The organism is Micromonospora ferruginea, assembly GCF_013694245.2.
Taxonomy (GTDB): domain Bacteria; phylum Actinomycetota; class Actinomycetes; order Mycobacteriales; family Micromonosporaceae; genus Micromonospora; species Micromonospora robiginosa.
The window spans coordinates 3927964-3946138 of record NZ_CP059322.2; the positions used below are offsets into that span (position 1 = coordinate 3927964).

Below are 18175 nucleotides of genomic sequence, written 5' to 3' on the forward strand. Positions count from 1 at the left end.
CCTGTCAGAGCAGGGGCCGGCCAGCGAATGTCGAGCGAAGTTCGGGGCGGATCTGTGGAGGAGTTGTGGGAGAACCGACAGCGGAGTTGATCCGCGCACAGATCCGCCGGCTTCGGAATGCGGCAGGTCTGAATCAGGAGGAGTTCGGTCGGCTGGTCCACTACTCCGCCTCGATGGTGTCGGCCGTCGAGACCGGTGGTCGCCCGTACGACCGCCTCTTCCTGGCGCGCGCCGACGAGGTTCTGAACTCCGGCGGGCTGTTGGTGGCCCTGCTCAAGATGGCTGAGCGGGACGGTCTGCCGTCCTGGCTCAGACCGTGGCTGGAGGCGGAGCGCAACGCGCGACAGCTTCGGTGCTTCCATCCGACGCTGATCCCGGCTCTGCTCCAGACCGCGAACTACGCACGCGCGGTGATCCGTTGCGACGATCTGCTGAGCGACGCCGAAATGGAGCGCCGGGTGACGGCTCGGATGGATCGCCAGGACGTCCTGCGGCAAGAGAACCCACCACAGCTCGTGGCCGTGTTCGACGAAGGCCTGCTGCACCGGCGCGACGAGAGCTTCCGTGGCCTGCTGGCCCAGCAGATCGAGCACCTGGTGGCGTGTGCGGAGCATCCCCACGTCAGCGTCCACGTGCTTCCGCTGCATGTCGGGCTGCACATCGGCATGTCCGGTCCGTTCACCCTGGCCCGAGGCGAGGAGGGCGGCTGGGTCGCCAGCATGGAATGTCAGCTCACCACGAGTGTGATCGACGGCGACGCCGACGTGGCTACCCTTCTGTCGAGGTGGGAGATGATCCGGAGCGAAGCGTTGTCCCGCCGGCAGTCGCTCGAACTTCTGAAAGAGGTGGTGACGTCATGGACCTGAGCGACGCGACCTGGCACAAGGCGACCCGCAGTGGTAACACCGACTGCGTGGAGGTCGCCGACAACCTGCCGGGCGTGGTGCTGATCCGCGACACCAAGGACCGCGACGGCGGCACCCTCCACGTCACCCCGGCCTCCTGGCGCGCGTTCGTATCCCTGGCCAAGCAGTTCGACCCGGTCCCCTGATCCCCGCCTCCCCGTCGGTGGAACGCCATGGATGTCTCGCGGCCCTTTTGACACCCATGGTGTTCCACCGACCGCCGCGCAGCCCGGTCAGTGGAGCGCCATGGCTGTCTCATGTGCGTCTTGACGGCCATAGCGCTCCACCCACGCGCCCGCGAGTCACTGACGAGTCCTCGCTCCGCCGCCGAGACGCCGTCATGGCCGAGCAACTCGCGCACCTGGTGCAGATGGCTGAGCTGCCCCACGTCCAACTGCACATCATTCCGGCCGATGCCGGTCTGCACGTCGGCCTGTCCGGGCCGCTGGCCCTGGCGCATCTGGCCGAGGGGGGCTGGGCGGGGCACATGGAGAATCAGCTCGCCGGCTCGGCCGTGGACGGCGAGGACGCGACGTCAACGCTTCTGGCACGGTGGGAAGGGGTGCGCAGCGTAGCGTTGCCGCACGCCCTGTCAATCGCTCTGATCAAGGAAGTCGAGAGTCGGCATGGACCTCAGTAACGCGATCTGGAAGAAGTCCACCCGCAGTGGAACGAGCGGCGGCGACTGCGTGGAGGTCGCCGACAACCTGCCGGGCGTGGTGCTGATCCGCGACACCAAGGACCGCGACGGCGGCACCCTCCACGTCACCCCGGCCTCCTGGCGCGCGTTCGTATCCCTGGCCAAGCAGTTCGACCCGGTCCCCTGATCCCCGCCTCCCCGTCGGTGGAACGCCATGGATGTCTCGCGGCCCTTTTGACACCCATGGTGTTCCACCGACCGCCGCGCAGCCCGGTCGGTGGAGCGCCATGGCTGTCTCATGTGCGTTTTGACGGCCATAGCGCTCCACCCACGCGCCCACGGCTCGCAGTCAGGAGGGTGGGGGTGGGGTGGGGTCCTCGACGGTGCGGCGGGGGCCGGTGAACCACGTGCGGGCCGAGGCGTACCACCAGATCGCGACGCCGAGCAGCACACCACCGACGGCCAGTGGGGCATAGTTCACCGCGGTCCAGGAGAAGTCGGGGTGGCCCGGCACGCCGGCGGGCACGATCGGCAGCACGAAGTAGACCGAGATGATCGCGATCTCCACCACCGCGATCCAGCCGAGCAGCTTGTAGCGCCGGCCGAGCGTCCACGGGCCGGGCACGAACCGGTCGCCCATCCGCAGCCGTAGGAAGATCGGGATGATGAACGACAGGTAGAGCCCGATCACCGCCACCGACACCACCGCGTAGAACGCGATCGGGATGCCCTCGCGCTGGTAGAGCGCGGGCAGGGTGAGCACCAGCCCGGCCAGCGTGGCGCCGATGATGGCGTTGACCGGCGTGCCGTTGCGGTTGACCTTCGACCAGAGCCGCCAGCCGGGCACCGCCCGGTCCCGGCTGAACGCGTACGCCATCCGCGACATCGAGGTCACGCAGCTCATCCCGCAGAAGAACTGCCCGATGGTGGAGATGATGATGACCGCCTTGAAGAAGAACGGGGTCAGCGCGGTCTCGAAGATCGCACCGGAGAACCCGCTCGCCTCGTGGATCGCCTCCACGTCGGTGGCCGCGAACAGGAACGCGAGCAGCAGGATCCAGCCGCCCACGGCGGAATAGAAGATCGACCGCCACAGCCCCTGCGCGGCGGCCTTGGACGCGCCGCGGGTCTCCTCGGAGACGTGCGCGCAGGCGTCGAAGCCGGTGATCGTGTACTGGGTGAGCAGGAAGCCCAACGGCAGCACGTAGAACCAGAACGTCAACCCGCCGCCGTCACCGAATCCGGAGTTGTCGAACCGTTGGGTGAACACGAACCGGAAGCTCTGGTGGTCGTCCGGGACCAGGACCAGGATCAGCACCACCGCCGTCGCGCCGGCCACGTGCCACCAGACCGAGACGTTCTGGAGTACGTCGATGACGTGGTGCCCGTAGATGTTGATCAGGCCGTGCAGCGCGAGGATCACCACGAACAGCCCGAACGTCTGCTGCCCGGTGCCGGCCCAGCCGTCGAAGAGCGCCGACAGCGTCAGGTTGAGGAACGTGGCGCAGCCGTAGTCGACCGAGGCGGTCACCGCGACCAGCCCGATCAGGTTGAGCCACCCGGTGAACCAGCCGTGCACCGGCCGCCCCATCGTGGCCGCCCACCAGTAGATCCCGCCCGCCGTCGGGTACGCCGAGACCAGCTCGGCCATGCAGAACCCGATGATCAGGATGAACATCGAGATCAGCGGCCAGCCCCAGGAGATCGCGACCGGCCCGCCGTTGTTCCACGCCTGGCCGAACGTGGTGAAGCAGCCGGCCAGGATCGAGATGATGGAGAACGAGATGGCGAAGTTGGAGAAGCCGCTCCACTTGCGGCGCAACTCCTGTTTGTAGCCGAGTTCGGCGAGTCGTCGGGCGTCGTCGTCCATCGGCTGCTCGGCGGTCGGCGCGGGCGTCGTGGCCACTGCACACCTCCTCGGGCAAGTGCTCGCAGTCTGCTCCCGCTGATCAAGGTGGTCAATACGTAGGCCGGTTAAATGCGTTGTCCCGTCGACCCGCCGGGCGCATGCTTGACGCTGTGACCAGGCCCGACCCGACGGGCCGACACCGGGCGCTCGGCAACGCCCGGTCCGTGGCGGCGCGCGGCGTCCACCTCTCTCTCACTGATGTACGGCGTTCCGCCGTACCCCGGACGCCCGCGCCGCCGCACCCTCACCCGGGTCCGGCGGCGCTCCACGAGGTCAGGAAGTCCGCCGCCGGCACCGCGAAGAGCAGGCAGACCCCGGCCAGACGGGCGATGGACGGCCGGCGCACGGCGACCGCGTAGCCGAGGATCAGCACCGGCGCCCACAGGTCCTGCAGGGTCCACGAGTCCCGCCGCACCAGTACGCCGAGGTGACAGACGACCAACCACACCCCGGTCGCGGCCACCCACAGCGTCAGGCCGGCCCGCCGGCACCGGCGCGTACCCCAGCGCACCGCGGCCGTGGTGTCCCCGGCCGCGCGGTCCGCGTCGGCGTCCAGCACGGTGGTCGGCAGGTAGAGCGCGGCCACCAGGAGCAGGCCCAGCGCCGCGACGAGCACCGGGTACCCGGTGACCGGCCGGTGCAGGGACCACCCGGCCAGCGGCGCGAGCACCCCGACCGCGAGCGCGTTGGCGGCGACGTCCAGACCGGGGCGGCTCTTGAGGCGTACCGGTGGGGCGCTGTAGGCCCACCCGAGCAGCAGCACCACGGCCGTGCCCAGGGCGAACGCCGGCCCGATCGCGGTGACCGCGAGCGCGAGCGCCGCCACCGTGGCACCGACCTGGCAGCGGACCAGGTCGGCCTCGGTGAGCAGGCCGGTGACCAGCGGCGCGGTCGCCTTGCGCGGGTTGCGACGGTCGCTGGGCAGGTCGTGCCGGTCGTTGACGGCCAGCACGGCCGCCCACACCAGCGGGCCGAGCACGACCAGCGCGGCCAGCGACCGCGGCAGCGCCGCCGGCGTCGGCAGCCAGTCGCGGGTGGCGAGCACCGACCCGGCGTACGCGGCGGCCCAGCCGAGCGGCCAGAACCACGGTCGGGTGAGACGGACCAGCGCCCACGCCCGGTCCGCTCGCCGGTGGGTGGCGGGGTGGCGGAAGACCATGCAGCCGACGCTAGGCAGCGGCTCGGCCGGCCACCTCACGCTCGGGAGTCAGTGGTCTCCCCCGCGACGGGGACCTCAGGCGAACAGCAGGCCGGCCACCCAGAGCGCGGCGATCACCATGCCGGACATGAACTCGACGAGCATGGACAGGCCGGCCGCCTTGAGCGCCTGCACGGTGGCCGGCCAGGCCAGCTTGTTGCTGCCCAGCCGCAGCAGCTCCGCGCCCCAGATCCCGGCGACGAAACCGATCGGCAGCCCGATCACCGGGATCACGAAGAAGCCGACCACGCCGAGCAGCGCGCCGGCCAGCAGCGAGCGGGTGGGCACGCCGGTCCGCTTGAGGTTCCGCCCCGGCCAGAGGTACTTGACCACGGTGCCGCCGGCGGCGACCACGGTGGCGGCGGCGAGCACCGCCCAGCGGCCCGCGCCGGCGTCGCCGAACAGCGCCCACACCAGCACCCCGCCCCAGCACAGCGGCAGCGCCGGCAGGCCGGGCACCACCACGCCGGCCAGCCCGGCCAGGATGGCGAGCGCGGCGACCACCGACACCACGGCCTGCGAATCGGTCAGACTCAAGGGTTCTCTCTCTTCTCTACTGAAGGTGTTAAGCGGGGGCCCCGCCTCTACCGGAGGCGTTAAGCGGGGGCCCTTCCTTACTCCGCCAGGCGGGCGCGGATGGCGTCGGCGGGCATCGGGGCGCCGAACAGGCGGCCCTGGCCGGTGTCGCACCGCAGCGCGCGCAGCCGCTCGGCCTGCACCTCGGTCTCCACCGCCTCGGCCGTCACCGACAACTCCAGCGCGTGCGCCAGCCGGACCAGCGCGTCCACGATCCGCTCGTCGCGGTGGTCGGCGACCTCGTCCCCGCCGTCACCCCGGATCCCCTCCACGAACGGGCCGGCCAGCTTCACGCAGTGGATCGGCAACCGGCGCAGGTACGCCAGGTTGGAGTAGCCGGTGCCGAAGTCGTCGATGGCCAGCCGCAGCCCGAGGCCGGCGAGCTGGTGCAGGGCGCGCAACGGCTCGCCCGCGCTGCCCATCACCGCGCTCTCGGTCAACTCCAGTTGCAGCAGCTCGGCGGGAAGGCCGGTGTGCTGCAACGCCTCGGCCACGGTCTCCACGATCGCCGGGTCGTCGGCCTGCCGGGCGGCCAGGTTCACGCTCACCACGGGCGTGGTGTCCGGGTGGGCCCGCCGCCACGACTCGGTGTCCCGGCACGCCTGACGCAGCACCCAGGCGCCGAGCCGCACGATCAGGCCGGTCTCCTCGGCCAGGCCGATGAACCGGTCCGGCCCGAGCAGGCCCAGCTCCGGGTGCTGCCAGCGGACCAGCGCCTCCACCGCCACCATGCTGCCGTCCAGCAGCGAGACGATCGGCTGGTAGTGCAGCACGAACTCGCCCCGGTCCAGCGCGGCGGGCAGGTTGGCGGCGAGCGCGGAGCGGGCGATGTCGGCGGCACTGCGCTCCGGGTCGTACACCGCCCAGCGGCCCCGCCCCTCCGCCTTGGCCCAGTAGAGCGTGGTGTCGGCCGCCTTCATCAGCTCGCCGACGCTGGTCTCCGCCGCCGGGCAGTCCACGATGCCGATGCTGGCCGAGACCGCGAGCTGCTGGTCGGCGACCTGCATCGGGGCGGAGACCGCGGCCAGGGCCAGCTCGGCCACCTCCACCGCGTCGTCGAGGCCGCCGCCGGAGTCGACCAGGATGACGAACTCGTCGCCGCCCATCCGGGCCACCACGTGCCCGCGCCCGGCCACGCAGTCGCTGAGCCGGCGGGCGATCACCTGGAGCAGCCGGTCGCCCAGATCGTGCCCGAGGCTGTCGTTGACCGCCTTGAACCCGTCCAGGTCGATGAAGCAGAGCCCGACGCGCTGCTCCGGGTCGGCCGCGTCGAAGACGTCACCGAGCTTCTCGAAGAACAGCGTCCGGTTGGGCAGGCCGGTCAGCGGGTCGTGCAGCGCCTGGAAGCGCAGCCGCTGCTGAAGCTCGTACCGCTCGGTGATGTCCTCGATCATGGCCACGGTGAACCGGGGCCGGCCGTCGTCGTACCGGATCAGCGAGACGGCCAGGTCGGTCCAGACGACGCTGCCGTCCTTGCGGTAGTAACGCTTCTCCACCCGGGCGCTGTCCCGCTTGCCCTCGATCAGCTCCTGGTAGACCTCCCACATGCCGGCCGCGTCGTCGGCGTGGGCCAGCGCCGACACGTTCATCCGGCGCATCTCGGCGACGGTGTAGCCGAGCATGTCGGCGAAGGACTGGTTGACCTCGATGATCTGCCCGTCCACGCCGGCGATGCCGATGCCGATGGCCGCGCCGGTGAAGACCGCCCGGAAGCGCGCCTCACTGTCCCGCAACGCCTGCTCGACGGTGTCCCGGGCCTGCCAGGCCGACCGGGCGATCCGCTCCTGCTGGGCGAACACCCGGTCGCGCAGCGCCCGGGTGAACCCGGCCGCGAACGCGCCCTGCACCAGGGCGACGCGTTCGCGCAGCTCCGGGCCCTCCGGCCGGGCCGGCAGCACCCAGGGCAGGAACCGGTCGCCGAGCGCCTGCACCGACCAGTCGAGCACGCCGGGCTCGGTCAGGTGCGCCTGCACCAGGGCACGCCCCACCTCCTCCGCCGGGCCGGCGGAGAACGCGGGCGCCAGCAGGGCCCGGGCCAGTCGCTCGGTGAGCGGCACCAGCAGGCGCTCGGTCTCGGCGGCGCTCATCGGCACGAACCCGATCCGCCGCACCGCCCGGGCCCACTCCCCGGCGTACGTCACCGCGCCGGGCCGGCTGAAGTCACCCCCGTCGGTCTGCGGGGCACGCACGTCGGGTCACCCGGCGGCGCGGTCGTGCCGGGCGACGCCGCCGAACGCCCCGAAGCGTTCCGGGTGCTCGTCCACGTCGGACGGCGAGTCGGGCCGCCACAGCGGCATGTGCACCACGCCCGGTTCGAGGATCGTCCAGTCGCCGAAGAAGCCGGTGATGTCGGCCCGCGAGCGGAGCGTGATCTCGGTGGCGGTGCGCGCCGACAGCCGCTGCGCGTCGAGCATCTCCTGCGGCTGGTCCTCGAACGTGGAGTGCGAGATCACCAGGAAGCTGCCCGGCGCGGCGGCGGCCCGCAGGGTGGCCAGGACGTCGGCCGGCCGGTCGGCGTCCGGGATGAAGTGCACCACGCCGGCGAGCAGGATGCCCAGCGGCCGGTCGAAGTCGATCAGGCCGCTGGCCCGGGCCTGGTCCAGGATCAGCTTCGGCTCCCGCAGGTCGGCCAGGATCGCGGTGGCGTGCTCGTTGCCGGCCAGCAGCTCGTGGCTGTGCGCCACCGCGACCGGGTCGATGTCGACGTAGACGATCCGGGCCCGGGCGTTCGCGGCCTGGGCGACCTCGTGCACGTTGCCGACGGTGGGGATGCCGGAGCCGATGTCGAGGAACTGGTCGATGCCGGCGTCGAGCAGCACCCGGACGGCCCGGCGTAGGAACTCCCGCCCGGAGCGCATGGTGGCGGCCAGGTTCGGTGTCATGGCCGCGATCTGCTCGGCGAGCTGCCGGTCGATCTCGAAGTTGTGCGCCCCGCCGAGGAAGTAGTCGTAGACCCGGGCGGCGCTGGGCCGGGTCAGGTCGATCTCGGCGGGAAGTCCGTCCGGCGTCTGCATCGCTCGGTCTCCCAGGTCGTCGTCCGCCGCGCGGGCGGATCATGTGGTCCAGCCCACTCTAGGCGCGGACGACCAGGTACGGGAGATCCACTTCTCACGATGCCGCCGACCGGTCTCAGCCGGCGGACTCCAGCAGCAGCGAGATGCCCTGCCCGACGCCCACGCACATGGTGGCGAGCGCCCGCCGGCCGCCCCGGCGACGCAGCTCCAGCGCGGCGGTCAGCGCCAGCCGGGCGCCGCTGGCGCCGAGCGGGTGACCCAGCGCGATCGCCCCGCCGTTCGGGTTGACGTGCTCGGCGTCCACCGGCAGGCCCAGCTCGCGCAGCACCGCCACGGACTGCGCGGCGAACGCCTCGTTCAGCTCGACCACGTCGACGTCGGCCAGCGCGAGGCCGTGGCGGTCGAGCAGCTTCCGGGTGGCCGGCACCGGCCCGATCCCCATGATCCGTGGCGGGACGCCGGCCGCCGCCGCGCCGCGTACCCGGGCCAGCGGGGTGAGGCCGTAGCGGTCGACGGCGGCCGCGGAGGCGACCAGCAGCGCCACCGCGCCGTCGTTGACGCCGGAGGAGTTGCCGGCCGTCACCGTCCCGCCCTCGCGGAACGGGGTGGGCAGGGCGGCCAGCTTCTCCAGCGACGTCTCGCGGGGGTGCTCGTCGACCTCGACCAGCTTCGTCTCCCGCCGGCCGGCCGGCACGGTCACGCCGACGATCTCCTCGGCCAGCCGGCCGTCGGCCTGCGCCTTGGCGGCCCGCTGCTGCGAGCGGTACGCGTACTCGTCCTGCGCGGCGCGGTCCACGCCGAACTCGGCGGCCACGTTCTCCGCCGTCTCCGGCATCGAGTCGATCCCCCAGCCGCGCTTCATCAGCGGGTTCACCAGCCGCCAGCCGATGGTGGTGTCGTAGACCTCGGCGGTGCGGGCGAACGGCGTGGTCGCCTTCGGCATGACGAACGGCGCCCGGCTCATGCTCTCCACGCCGCCGGCCACCACCAGGTCGGCGTCGCCGGCCACGATCGCGCGGGCGGCGGCGGCGAGCGCGTCCAGGCCGGAGCCGCAGAGCCGGTTGACGGTGGTGCCCGGCACCTCCGCCGGCAGCCCGCCGAGCAGGGCGGCCATCCGGGCCACGTTGCGGTTGTCCTCACCGGCCTGGTTGGCGCAGCCGAGGATGACGTCGTCGGTTCGGGCCCAGTCGACCGACGGGTGGCGCGCCACCAACTCCCGGACCACGTGCGCGGCCAGGTCGTCGGGGCGGACCCCGGCGAGGGCGCCGGCGTACCGGCCGATCGGGGTGCGGACTCCGGCAACGAGGTAGGCCACGGTCATCGAACGCACGTCCTTCGGGGGGTGGGAAGGGGTCGGTCGGCGGGCCGCCCGCCGGGTCACGGGGGCGCCCGGCGCCAGGATATCCGCGCCCGGAGCGGATAGGTTGGCGGCATGGCCGGGGCCCAGTTCAGCGCAGAGACCAGTGGCGGCGGCGCGTTCGTCCGCCAGCCCAACCGGTTCACCGGGCGGGTCACCCCGCATTCCACCTCCCCGGACGGCGGCGGGCCCGACGATCAGGGGCGCTGGCCGCTGGAGGCGGGCCGCTACCGGCTGATCTGGTGCCGGGCCTGCCCGTGGGCGCATCGGGCGCGGATCGTGCGCGGCCTGCTCGGCCTGGACGAGGTGATCTCGCTGGGCACGGTGGACCCGATCCGCGACGAGCGGGGCTGGCGGTTCGCGCTCGACCCGGACGGCTTCGACCCGGTGCTGGGCATCGGCTTCCTCTCCGAGGCCTACCTGTCCACCGACGCCGACTACACCGGCCGGGTCACCGTGCCGGCGCTCGTGGACACGCTCACCGGGCGGGTGGTCACCAACGACTACCCGCAGCTCACGCTCGACCTCTCCACCGAGTGGCGACGGTTTCACGCGCCCGACGCGCCGGACCTCTACCCGGTCGAGCTGCGCCCGGAGATGGACGCGCTGATGGCGGAGGTCCACCGGGACGTGAACAACGGCGTCTACCGGTGCGGCTTCGCCACCTCGCCGGAGGCGTACGACGAGGCGTACACCGCGCTGTTCGCCCGACTGGACGCGTTGAGCGAGCGCCTCGCCGGGCGGCGCTACCTGATGGGGGACGCGATCACCGAGGCGGACGTGCGGCTGTTCACCACGCTGGTCCGCTTCGACGTCGCCTACCACGGGCACTTCAAGTGCAACCGGCAGAAGCTGACCGAGATGCCGGTGCTGTGGGCGTACGCGCGGGACCTGTTCCAGACGCCGGGCTTCGGCGAGACGGTGGACTTCGACCACATCAAGCGGCACTACTACGCCACCCACGACATGATCAACCCGACCCGGATCGTGCCGCTCGGTCCGGACCTCGCCGGCTGGACCACGCCGCACGGGCGTGGCTGAGCGCCTCGCGCGCCGGGTCGCCGCGGCCGGGGCGGCCGGGTGCGTGGTGGCCGGCGCGGTCGCGGTGACGGTCGCCGTCGTGGCCGGTCCGGGTCCCGGCCCGACCGGGTACGTCAGCGAGGCCGGTGTCACCGACAGCGGGTACGCCGGGGCGTACCGGATGGGGATCTTCACGCTGGCGGCGGCGCTGCTGCTGCTCGCCGGGGCGCTGCCCGCGGCGGCGCGCGCGGCGTCCGTGCTGCTCGGGGTCGGCGCGGTCGCCACCGTGCTCTCCGGCACGGTGACGTGCAGCGCCGGCTGCCCGCTGCCGCCGTTCGAGGCGGCCACGGTCGCCGACCTGGTGCACGGCGGGGCCAGCATCGCGGCCACCGCCGCCGTGGTGTTCGCGATGCTGGCGCTGGTGTTCTGCCCGGCGGCGGGCGGGGCGTTGCGGCGGGTGGCCGCGGTCGGCGCGGCGTTGGCGTTGCCGCTGGCCGGGGCGGTCGGGCTGGCGATGGTGCTGGTGGGGCGGGGCGCGCTGGTGGGGGTGCTGGAGCGGGTGCTGCTCACGGTGACCGCCGCGTGGGGGCTGTCCACCGCCGTGCTGCTGGTAAGGCGGGGGCCCCTCTTAACGCCTGGGCGATAGGCGGGGCCCCCTTTTAACAGACGGGTGTTAATAAGGGGCCCCGCCTTACCTGTAAGGGGCGTCACGGGGAGCGGTCCTTCCGGTGACGCGAGGGCCGGAGTAGCGTGGGCCGGCGATGACCAATGTCTGGTGCCTCACCGAGCGCCTGTACGTCGACCTCCGACGGCAGGCAAGCGGCGTCTGTCCGGCCTAGTTCCGCCGCCGACGACCCCCGCTCCCTCTCCCAGACCTTGGACCCGCTCTCATGGCTTCCGCCCTGCGCAAGATTCCCTTTTCCGTGCAGATCCTGCTCGGCCTCGTCCTCGGCGTGGCGCTCGGCTTCCTCGCCCGCGCCAACGACCTCGCCTGGCTGACCAGCACCCTCGACACCGTCGGCGGCCTCTTCGTCCAGCTCCTCAAGCTGGCCGTGCCGCCGCTGGTCTTCACCGCCATCGTGGTCAGCGTGGTCAGCCTGCGCGGCGTGGCCAACGCCGCCCGGCTGGCGCTCAAGACGCTGCTCTGGTTCGGCATCACCGCGCTGATCGCGGTGAGCATCGGCATCGGCCTCGGCCTGCTCACCGACCCCGGCCGCGGGGTGAACCTGAACCCGGCCGGCGCCAGCGCGCCGAAGACCACCGGCTCCTGGATCGACTTCCTCACCGGCATCGTGCCCACCAACCCGGTCGGCGCGTTCGTCGAGGGCAACGTCCTGCAGATCGTCTTCCTCGCCCTGGTGGTGGGCGCCGCCGCGCTGCTGGTCGGCGAGCCCGCCGAGCCGTTCGTGCAGCTCAACCGCTCGGTGCTGTCGATCGTGCAGAAGGCGCTGTGGTGGGTCATCCGGCTCGCCCCGATCGGCACCCTGGGCCTGATCGGCAACGCCGTCGCCTCGTACGGCTGGGACCTGCTCGCCCCGCTCGCCAAGTTCACCACCGCCGTCTACGTCGGCTGCGCCCTGGTGATGTTCGTGGTCTACCCGGTGCTGCTGGTCGCCGCCGGCCGGCTCAACCCGCTGCGCTTCTTCGCCGGCGCCTGGCCCGCCATCGAGCTGGCCTTCGTGTCCCGCTCCTCGGTCGGCACCATGCCGGTGACCCAGCGTTCGGTGGAGCGCCTCGGCGTCCCCCGCGAGTACGCCTCCTTCGCGGTGCCGTTCGGCGCCACCACCAAGATGGACGGCTGCGCCGCGATCTACCCGGCGCTCGCCGCGATCTTCGTGGCGCAGGTGTTCGGCGTGGACCTGGGCGTCACCGACTACCTGCTGATCGCCTTCGTCTCGGTGGTCGGCTCGGCCGCCACGGCCGGCCTGACCGGCGCGATCGTGATGCTCACCCTGACCCTGAGCACGCTGGGCCTGCCGCTGGCCGGCGCCGGCCTGCTGCTGGCGATCGACCCGATCCTGGACATGATGCGCACCGCCACCAACGTGGCCGGGCAGGCCGTCGTGCCGACCATCGTGGCCGCCCGGGAGGGCACGCTCGACCGGGCCGCGTACGACTCGGCCGGCAAGCGTGATCTGATCGAGCCGGTCGAGCCGGCCGAGCACGAGCGCCTCGCCCCCGTACCCGCCTGACCAACCTGGATCCCGGGTGCGTCCGTCGTCGGCGGGCGCACCCGGAGCCATGACCGGAGGAACACCGCATGAGCGCACTGTTCGGCCCGCTCGCCCTGCGCGGCGTCACCCTGCCCAACCGGATCGCGCTGGCCCCGATGTGCCAGTACAGCGCCGGCCCCGACGGGCTGCCCACCGACTGGCATCGCGTGCACCTCGGCTCCCGCGCGGTCGGCGGGGCCGGGCTGGTGCTCACCGAGGCCACCGCGGTGGTGCCCGAGGGGCGGATCAGCCCGCAGGACGTCGGCCTCTGGTCCGGCGCGCACGTCGACGCGTGGCGGCCGGTCACCGCGTTCGTCGCCGGTCAGGGCGCGGTCCCGGCCGTGCAGCTCGCGCACGCCGGGTTCAAGGCGTCGACGTACCGGCCGTGGGCGGAGCGGCGCGGCGGCGTGCCGGACGCCGAGGGCGGCTGGACGCCGGTTGGCCCCGGCGGCGACCCGTTCGTGCCCGACTACCGCACGCCGGCCGCGCTCGACGAGGCCGGCATCGCCGCGGTGGTGGACGCGTTCGCCGCCGCCGCCGGGCGGGCGCTGGACGCCGGCTTCGCCGCGGTGGAGATCCACGCGGCGCACGGCTACCTGCTGCACGAGTTCCTGTCCCCGCTGACCAACCGGCGCACCGACGGCTACGGCGGCGACCGGGCCGGCCGGATGCGCCTCACCCTGGAGGTGGCCCGCGCGGTCCGCGCCACGGTCGGCGAGGCAGTGCCGGTGCTGACCCGGATCTCCGCCACCGACTGGACCGACGGCGGCTGGACGGTCGAGGACAGCGTGGTGCTCGCCGGGGAGCTGGCCGCGGCCGGCGTGGACCTGGTCGACGCCTCCTCCGGCGGCGCGTCCGCCCACGCGTCGGTGCCGGTCGGCCCCGGCTACCAGGTGCCGCTGGCCGCCCGGATCCGCCGCGAGGCGGGCGTGCCGACCGGCGCGGTGGGCCTGATCGTCGAGCCCGAGCAGGCCGAGCAGATCGTCGCCGGCGGCGAGGCCGACCTGGTGCTGCTGGGCCGGGAACTGCTCCGCGACCCGTACTGGCCGCGCCGTGCGGCGGCGAAGCTGGGCGCCACCCCGTCCTGGCCGGACCAGTACGCCCGCGCGTTCTGACGGTCTCCCGCCCCGCCCTGTTCCGGGGCGGGGCGGGAGGTCAGCCGGCCAGGTGGTTCCAGCGGGGCTCCAGGTCGGACCAGGCGCCCTGGTCGGCGACCAGGCCGTCGACCAGCACCACCACGTGGTCCGCGCGGACCAGCGCGGCCCGCTTGGCGGTCGAGCCGACCACGGTCACCCCGTGCTCGCGCAGCGCCGCCCAGAGCGCCAGCTCCGTGGTCACGTCCAGCGCCGACGACACGTCGTCGGCGACCAGCAGTTCGGTACGCGGCGCGAGCGCCCGGGCCAGCGCCAGCCGCTGGAGTTGGCCGCCGGAGAGCCGGGTGCCCTTGTGCCCGATCAGCAGCCCGAGCCCGCCGCCGGCGGCGGCCAGGTCGTGGTCGAGCTGGGCGGTGGACACCGCACCGGCGGCGTCCACCGGGTGCCCGAGCGCGATGTTCTCGGCCACCGTGCCGGACAGCACCCGGGGTAGCTGGCCCACGTAGCCGACCTGGTTGGGGCGCAGGAACAGCTCCGGCTCGGTGACCGGCTCGCCGTTCCAGCGCAGCGCGCCGACATGGTGCACGATCCCGGCGAGCGCCCGCAGCAGCGACGACTTGCCGGCGCCGACCGGGCCGACCACCAGCACGAGTTGCCCGCGTTCGACCACCAGGTCGACGTCGCGGACGGCGAGCGTGCCGTCGGAGTGCAGCGCGCCGAAGCCGGCCAGCTCCAGCCGGCGCAGCGGGTGCCGGGGCGGCGGCTCGGGCGCCGGCGCGGTGCCGGCGGCCAGGTCGAGCCCGGGCACCGCCGCCGAGTAGGTGCTCATCCCGGTCATCGCCACGGTCCGCCGGGTCCACACCCGCGCCGACGGATATTGCGACACCAGCGCAGCGGTGGTCCAGGCGAACCAGCGGGCCGCGCCGAGCGTGGAGACCGCCACCAGGGTCGCGCCGGCGGAGAGCCCACCGGCCAGGTAGAGCGCCCAGGCGCCGATCGGCAGCAGCCCGCTGGCGATCGACGGGGTGGAGCGGGCCCACACCTGCATGGCGATCTCCCGGCGCTGCCGCTCGCTGCGCACCACGTCGAGCCCGGCGAGATGGTCGAGCACCGGGCGGGTGGCGCCGGCCAGCTTCACCGTGCGGGCGGCCGACAGCGAGGAGACCAGCGCGGTGGCGAACGCGGCCCGCGCCTTCACCGTGCCGGCGGCGGTGCGTTCCAGCCGGGGCCCGAACAGCGTCGCCGCCAACCCGGAGACCACCATCGTGCCGACGAAGAACAGCGCCGGGACGAAGCTGCCGGTCACCAGCGTCATGGTGAGCACGATGGCCAGCGAGATGAACTGGTCCATCAGGTTGTCGGCGAGCTGCACCACCCGGTCGGTGTCGCCGCCCTGCGCCACCACCTCGGCCGGGGTGTGCCCGCTGACCCGGCGCGCGCCGGTCTGCCCGTGCACCAGCCGGGCGCTGATCCGCAGCATCTGCCGGATCCACCACTGCGGGAACCACAGGTTGGTCAGGTAGGGCAGCGGCAGCACCAGCAGCAGCGCGGCGGCGATGCCGAGCGCCGGCAGCCACGGGTCGCCGCCGCCGACCACGTCGGCCCACAGCCACGGCAGCACCGCGCCGTCCAGCCCGAGCAGCGTCATCACGACGAACAGGGCGACCGAGACCAGGCCGAACCGGGGGTCGTTGACGCCCAGCCGGAGGATCTCCCGCATGGTCCGCGCGCGCGGCGACGGCGGCACCGGCGGCGGCTCGACCCGGGCCACGGCGGCACGAGGTGACGCGGCGGTACCGGTCGGCGGAGCGTCGGCGACGACCGGCTCGTCGGCCCAGCCGGGCGCGTCGAGCAGTTCCACGCCGCCGCGGCGGGCGCCGGTGCCGGCGTACGCCCCGGCGTGGCTGGTGGCGAGCAGTTCGGCGAAGCGGGCGGACTCGCGCAGCGGACCGGCCTCCAGCACCGCCCCGTCGGCCATCACCACCACCTCGTCGCAGCGGCGCACCGAGGAGAGCCGGTGCGCGATGACGATGCCGATCCGGTCGGTGAGCAGCCGTTCGGTGGCCTGCCGGACCCGGTTCTCGGTGACCGGGTCGAGCCGCGCGGTGGCCTCGTCGAGGATCACCACGTGCGGGTCCCGGACCAGGATCCGGGCGAACGCCACCAGTTGCTCCTGCCCGGCGGAGAGCACGTGGGCGCCCTCGCCGAGCCGGGTGTGCACGCCGTCGGGCAGCTCGGCGATCCACCCGGCCAGGCCCAGCTCGGCCAGCGCCCGCTCGGCGGCGCCGAGCAGCTCCGGGTCGAACAATGCGACGTTCTCGGCGAGCGTGCCGGCCAGGATCTCGGTGCGCTGCGGCACCACGGCGATCCACCGGCGCAGCTCCTCGACGTCCAGGTCGACCAGGTCCACCTCGCCGAGGAACACCGTGCCGCGGGGCACCTCCACCGCCCGGGTGAGCACCTTGGCCAGCGTCGACTTGCCGGAGCCGGTGCGCCCGACCAGCGCGTACGAGCGCCCGCGGGTGAAGTCGAGCCGGACGTCGCGCAGTGCCGGGCCGCGTTCGTCGCCGGCCGCCGGATAGCGGAAGGTGAGCCCGCGCACGGTCAGGTCGCCGTCAACCGGGGCGACCCCGCCCACCGGCTCCTGCCGCGAGCCGGCCAGCAGTTGCACCCGGGCCCACGCGCCGAACGCCTGTTGCAGGTGCGGCACCCAGCGGGCGATGTGCTCGACGGTCGCGCCGAACGCGATCGCCAGCAGCCAGACGGCGGTGAGCCGGGCGGCGTCGACCCGCCCGGTGGCAAGCGCCCACGCGCCGGCCAGCACCACGCCGACGATGCCGACCCGGACGCCGCCGGCGGCCACCGCGGTGACCCGGGCGGAGAGCCGGAACACCCGGCCGCACCGGGCGATCACCTCGGCCGCCCGGCGCGCGTAGAGGCGCAGCACGTACGGCCGGGCGAGGCTCGTCCGCACGTCGTCCTGCCCGTGCACCGCCTCCTCCATCACGGCCGCCAGGTCGGACCAGGCCTCCTCCTCGGCCATCCGGGCCGGGGCGATGCGGGCGGTGGGGCGGCGCAGCGCGACCGCGAGCACGGCGGTGAGCAGCACCATCCCGACGCCGGCCGGCCACCAGACGACGAGCGCGCTGACCGTGGCGAGCACGCAGACGGCGATGCCCTGGGCCAGCCGTACGCCGGTGTTCCGCATCTCGGCGGCGACCTGGTAGACGTCGTTGTCGATCCGGTCGAGCAGCTCGCCCACCGGCGTGGTCTCCAGCGCCGGAAGTTCCTGCCCGAGCGCGACCCGGCAGAGCCGGCGGCGGACGTCGGCGGACCAGTCGGCGGTGAGCCGGGCCATGATGAGCCCGATCAGCAGGTCGGTGACGACCGCGGCGACCAGCGCCACGGCCAGCGCGACGAACCAGCCGGACGAGCGGTGCACGAGCACCGGCCCGGCGAGCGCGGACGCGGCGGCCTGGCCACCGGCGCCCAGCACGATGAGCAGCAGGACGGCCGCCATCCGCCGGGGTGCGGTGGCCCAGAGGTCTCGGAGCAGGCGCATAGGACGGTCCTCCGGACTCGGACGGGTGGGGGCGGTGAGCCCAGCCTTCCCGTCCGGCCGGCACGGTTCAATCGAATTACCGCGTTCCGGTCAGGTCTGGGCGACCCGGCGGACGATGCCGAGCAGCGACTCCTGCACGTCGGCGATCGGCCGGTCGGGCTGGAAGACCAGCCAGTCCACCGCCACCACCAGCCCGACGCCGAACAGTGCCGAGCTGGCGGTACGCACGTCCAGGTCGTCCGGCAGGTCGCCGCTGGCCACCCCGGCCCGGACGGTTTCGGCGATCACCTCGATCGCCTCGCCGCGCAGCAGCCGCAGCGTCTGCTGCCACTCCCGGTTGGTGCGCCACATCTCGGAGAGCAGGAGCTGGGCGAACGCCCGGTAGCGGCGGATGTAGTCGAGTTCGGCGCGGACCAGCGCGGCGAGCGCCTCGCGGGGCGGCAGCCCGTCGACGGCGGCCCGGAACTCGGCGGTGAGCAGGCCGATGCCGTGCCGCAGCAGCTCCTCGAAGAGGACCGTCTTGGACTCGAAGTTGTAGTAGACCGTCCCCTTCGCCACCCCGGCCCGGGCCGCGATGTCGTCCACCGTGGTCGCCGAGAAGCCCTGCTCGGCGATGAGGTCCACCGCCGCCACGAAGAGGCGCTGGCGGGTGTCCTCCCGCCGGCGCGTCCGTCCGTCCGTCACCGG

General features: G+C 73.4%; 15 protein-coding genes and 1 pseudogene. 8 read left to right on the top strand and 8 right to left on the bottom strand.

Translation table 11 applies throughout. The features are described from left to right. The first annotated feature begins 65 nt into the window (after nt 1–65). From H1D33_RS16925 to H1D33_RS16940, 4 genes and pseudogenes are all read left to right on the top strand, one after another. On the top strand, nt 66–866 hold the full coding sequence (locus tag H1D33_RS16925) for a helix-turn-helix domain-containing protein (RefSeq protein ID WP_181572219.1): 801 nt from the start codon (nt 66–68) through the stop codon (nt 864–866). Continuing rightward, nucleotides 857–1051: a DUF397 domain-containing protein gene (locus H1D33_RS16930; RefSeq protein ID WP_181572218.1), complete on the top strand. Its 195-nt coding sequence runs from the start codon at nt 857–859 to the stop codon at nt 1049–1051. Before H1D33_RS16925 ends, H1D33_RS16930 begins: the two co-directional genes overlap by 10 nt. Before the next feature lie 137 nt (nt 1052–1188). After that, nucleotides 1189–1545: pseudogene (locus H1D33_RS16935) on the top strand (Scr1 family TA system antitoxin-like transcriptional regulator); the annotation flags it as partial. After that, nucleotides 1532–1732: a DUF397 domain-containing protein gene (locus H1D33_RS16940; protein WP_181572697.1), complete on the top strand. Its 201-nt coding sequence runs from the start codon at nt 1532–1534 to the stop codon at nt 1730–1732. The pseudogene H1D33_RS16935 and the gene H1D33_RS16940, both read left to right, overlap by 14 nt. A 162-nt stretch (nt 1733–1894) precedes the next feature. Here H1D33_RS16940 and H1D33_RS16945 read toward each other — a convergent pair whose 3' ends face one another. From H1D33_RS16945 to pcaF, 6 genes are all read right to left on the bottom strand, one after another. Next, nucleotides 1895–3451 (bottom strand): amino acid permease, encoded by a 1557-nt coding sequence (locus H1D33_RS16945; RefSeq protein WP_307755206.1) that lies wholly within the window; start codon nt 3449–3451, stop codon nt 1895–1897. Between the two features lie 247 nt (nt 3452–3698). Continuing rightward, entirely contained in the window at nt 3699–4613 is a 915-nt protein-coding gene (locus H1D33_RS16950) for a UbiA family prenyltransferase (RefSeq protein WP_181572217.1), read from the bottom strand. A gap of 75 nt (nt 4614–4688) precedes the next feature. After that, on the bottom strand, nt 4689–5189 hold the full coding sequence (locus H1D33_RS16955) for a DUF456 domain-containing protein (RefSeq protein ID WP_181572216.1): 501 nt from the start codon (nt 5187–5189) through the stop codon (nt 4689–4691). A 77-nt stretch (nt 5190–5266) separates the two neighbouring features. Beyond that, a complete protein-coding gene (locus H1D33_RS16960; RefSeq protein ID WP_181572215.1) occupies nt 5267–7417 on the bottom strand; it encodes a putative bifunctional diguanylate cyclase/phosphodiesterase in 2151 nt (716 codons plus the stop codon). A 6-nt stretch (nt 7418–7423) separates the two neighbouring features. Beyond that, nucleotides 7424–8242 carry an SAM-dependent methyltransferase gene (locus tag H1D33_RS16965; RefSeq protein ID WP_181572214.1) on the bottom strand — a complete coding sequence of 273 codons (819 nt, stop codon included), beginning with the start codon at nt 8240–8242 and terminating at the stop codon, nt 7424–7426. Between the two features lie 115 nt (nt 8243–8357). Further along, the gene (gene pcaF / locus H1D33_RS16970; RefSeq protein WP_181572213.1) at nt 8358–9563 is read right to left on the bottom strand and encodes a 3-oxoadipyl-CoA thiolase; all 1206 of its coding nucleotides are present in this window, start codon (nt 9561–9563) and stop codon (nt 8358–8360) included. Between the two features lie 111 nt (nt 9564–9674). Here pcaF and H1D33_RS16975 point away from each other — a divergent pair, with 111 nt between their 5' ends. The 4 genes from H1D33_RS16975 (at nt 9675) to H1D33_RS16990 (ending at nt 13947) form a co-directional block, all read left to right on the top strand. Continuing rightward, nucleotides 9675–10640: a glutathione S-transferase family protein gene (locus tag H1D33_RS16975; protein ID WP_181572212.1), complete on the top strand. Its 966-nt coding sequence runs from the start codon at nt 9675–9677 to the stop codon at nt 10638–10640. Then, on the top strand, nt 10633–11265 hold the full coding sequence (locus tag H1D33_RS16980) for a DUF998 domain-containing protein (RefSeq protein WP_181572211.1): 633 nt from the start codon (nt 10633–10635) through the stop codon (nt 11263–11265). The genes H1D33_RS16975 and H1D33_RS16980 overlap by 8 nt, the downstream gene beginning before the upstream one ends. Before the next feature lie 256 nt (nt 11266–11521). Further along, nucleotides 11522–12811: a dicarboxylate/amino acid:cation symporter gene (locus H1D33_RS16985; RefSeq protein WP_181572696.1), complete on the top strand. Its 1290-nt coding sequence runs from the start codon at nt 11522–11524 to the stop codon at nt 12809–12811. Nucleotides 12812–12879: 68 nt separating this feature from the next. After that, a complete protein-coding gene (locus H1D33_RS16990; protein WP_181572210.1) occupies nt 12880–13947 on the top strand; it encodes an NADH:flavin oxidoreductase/NADH oxidase in 1068 nt (355 codons plus the stop codon). A gap of 40 nt (nt 13948–13987) precedes the next feature. Here H1D33_RS16990 and H1D33_RS16995 read toward each other — a convergent pair whose 3' ends face one another. Together H1D33_RS16995 and H1D33_RS17000 are read right to left on the bottom strand one after the other, a co-directional pair. Beyond that, entirely contained in the window at nt 13988–17488 is a 3501-nt protein-coding gene (locus tag H1D33_RS16995; RefSeq protein ID WP_181572209.1) for an ABC transporter ATP-binding protein, read from the bottom strand. A 90-nt stretch (nt 17489–17578) separates the two neighbouring features. Next, complete coding sequence (locus H1D33_RS17000; RefSeq protein WP_181572208.1) at nt 17579–18172, bottom strand: TetR/AcrR family transcriptional regulator; 594 nt, start codon at nt 18170–18172, stop codon at nt 17579–17581. Nucleotides 18173–18175 lie beyond the last annotated feature (3 nt).

Bases quoted from the DNA above. Each gene is read 5' to 3' on its own strand.
- H1D33_RS16950 (WP_181572217.1), bottom strand. From the start codon at position 4,613: ATGGTCTTCCGCCACCCCGCCACCCACCGGCGAGCGGACCGGGCGTGG.
- H1D33_RS16990 (WP_181572210.1), top strand. From the start codon at position 12,880: ATGAGCGCACTGTTCGGCCCGCTCGCCCTGCGCGGCGTCACCCTGCCC.
- H1D33_RS16975 (WP_181572212.1), top strand. From the start codon at position 9,675: ATGGCCGGGGCCCAGTTCAGCGCAGAGACCAGTGGCGGCGGCGCGTTC.
- H1D33_RS16995 (WP_181572209.1), bottom strand. From the start codon at position 17,488: ATGCGCCTGCTCCGAGACCTCTGGGCCACCGCACCCCGGCGGATGGCG.
- H1D33_RS16940 (WP_181572697.1), top strand. From the start codon at position 1,532: ATGGACCTCAGTAACGCGATCTGGAAGAAGTCCACCCGCAGTGGAACG.
- H1D33_RS16930 (WP_181572218.1), top strand. From the start codon at position 857: ATGGACCTGAGCGACGCGACCTGGCACAAGGCGACCCGCAGTGGTAAC.
- pcaF (WP_181572213.1), bottom strand. From the start codon at position 9,563: ATGACCGTGGCCTACCTCGTTGCCGGAGTCCGCACCCCGATCGGCCGG.
- H1D33_RS16965 (WP_181572214.1), bottom strand. From the start codon at position 8,242: ATGCAGACGCCGGACGGACTTCCCGCCGAGATCGACCTGACCCGGCCC.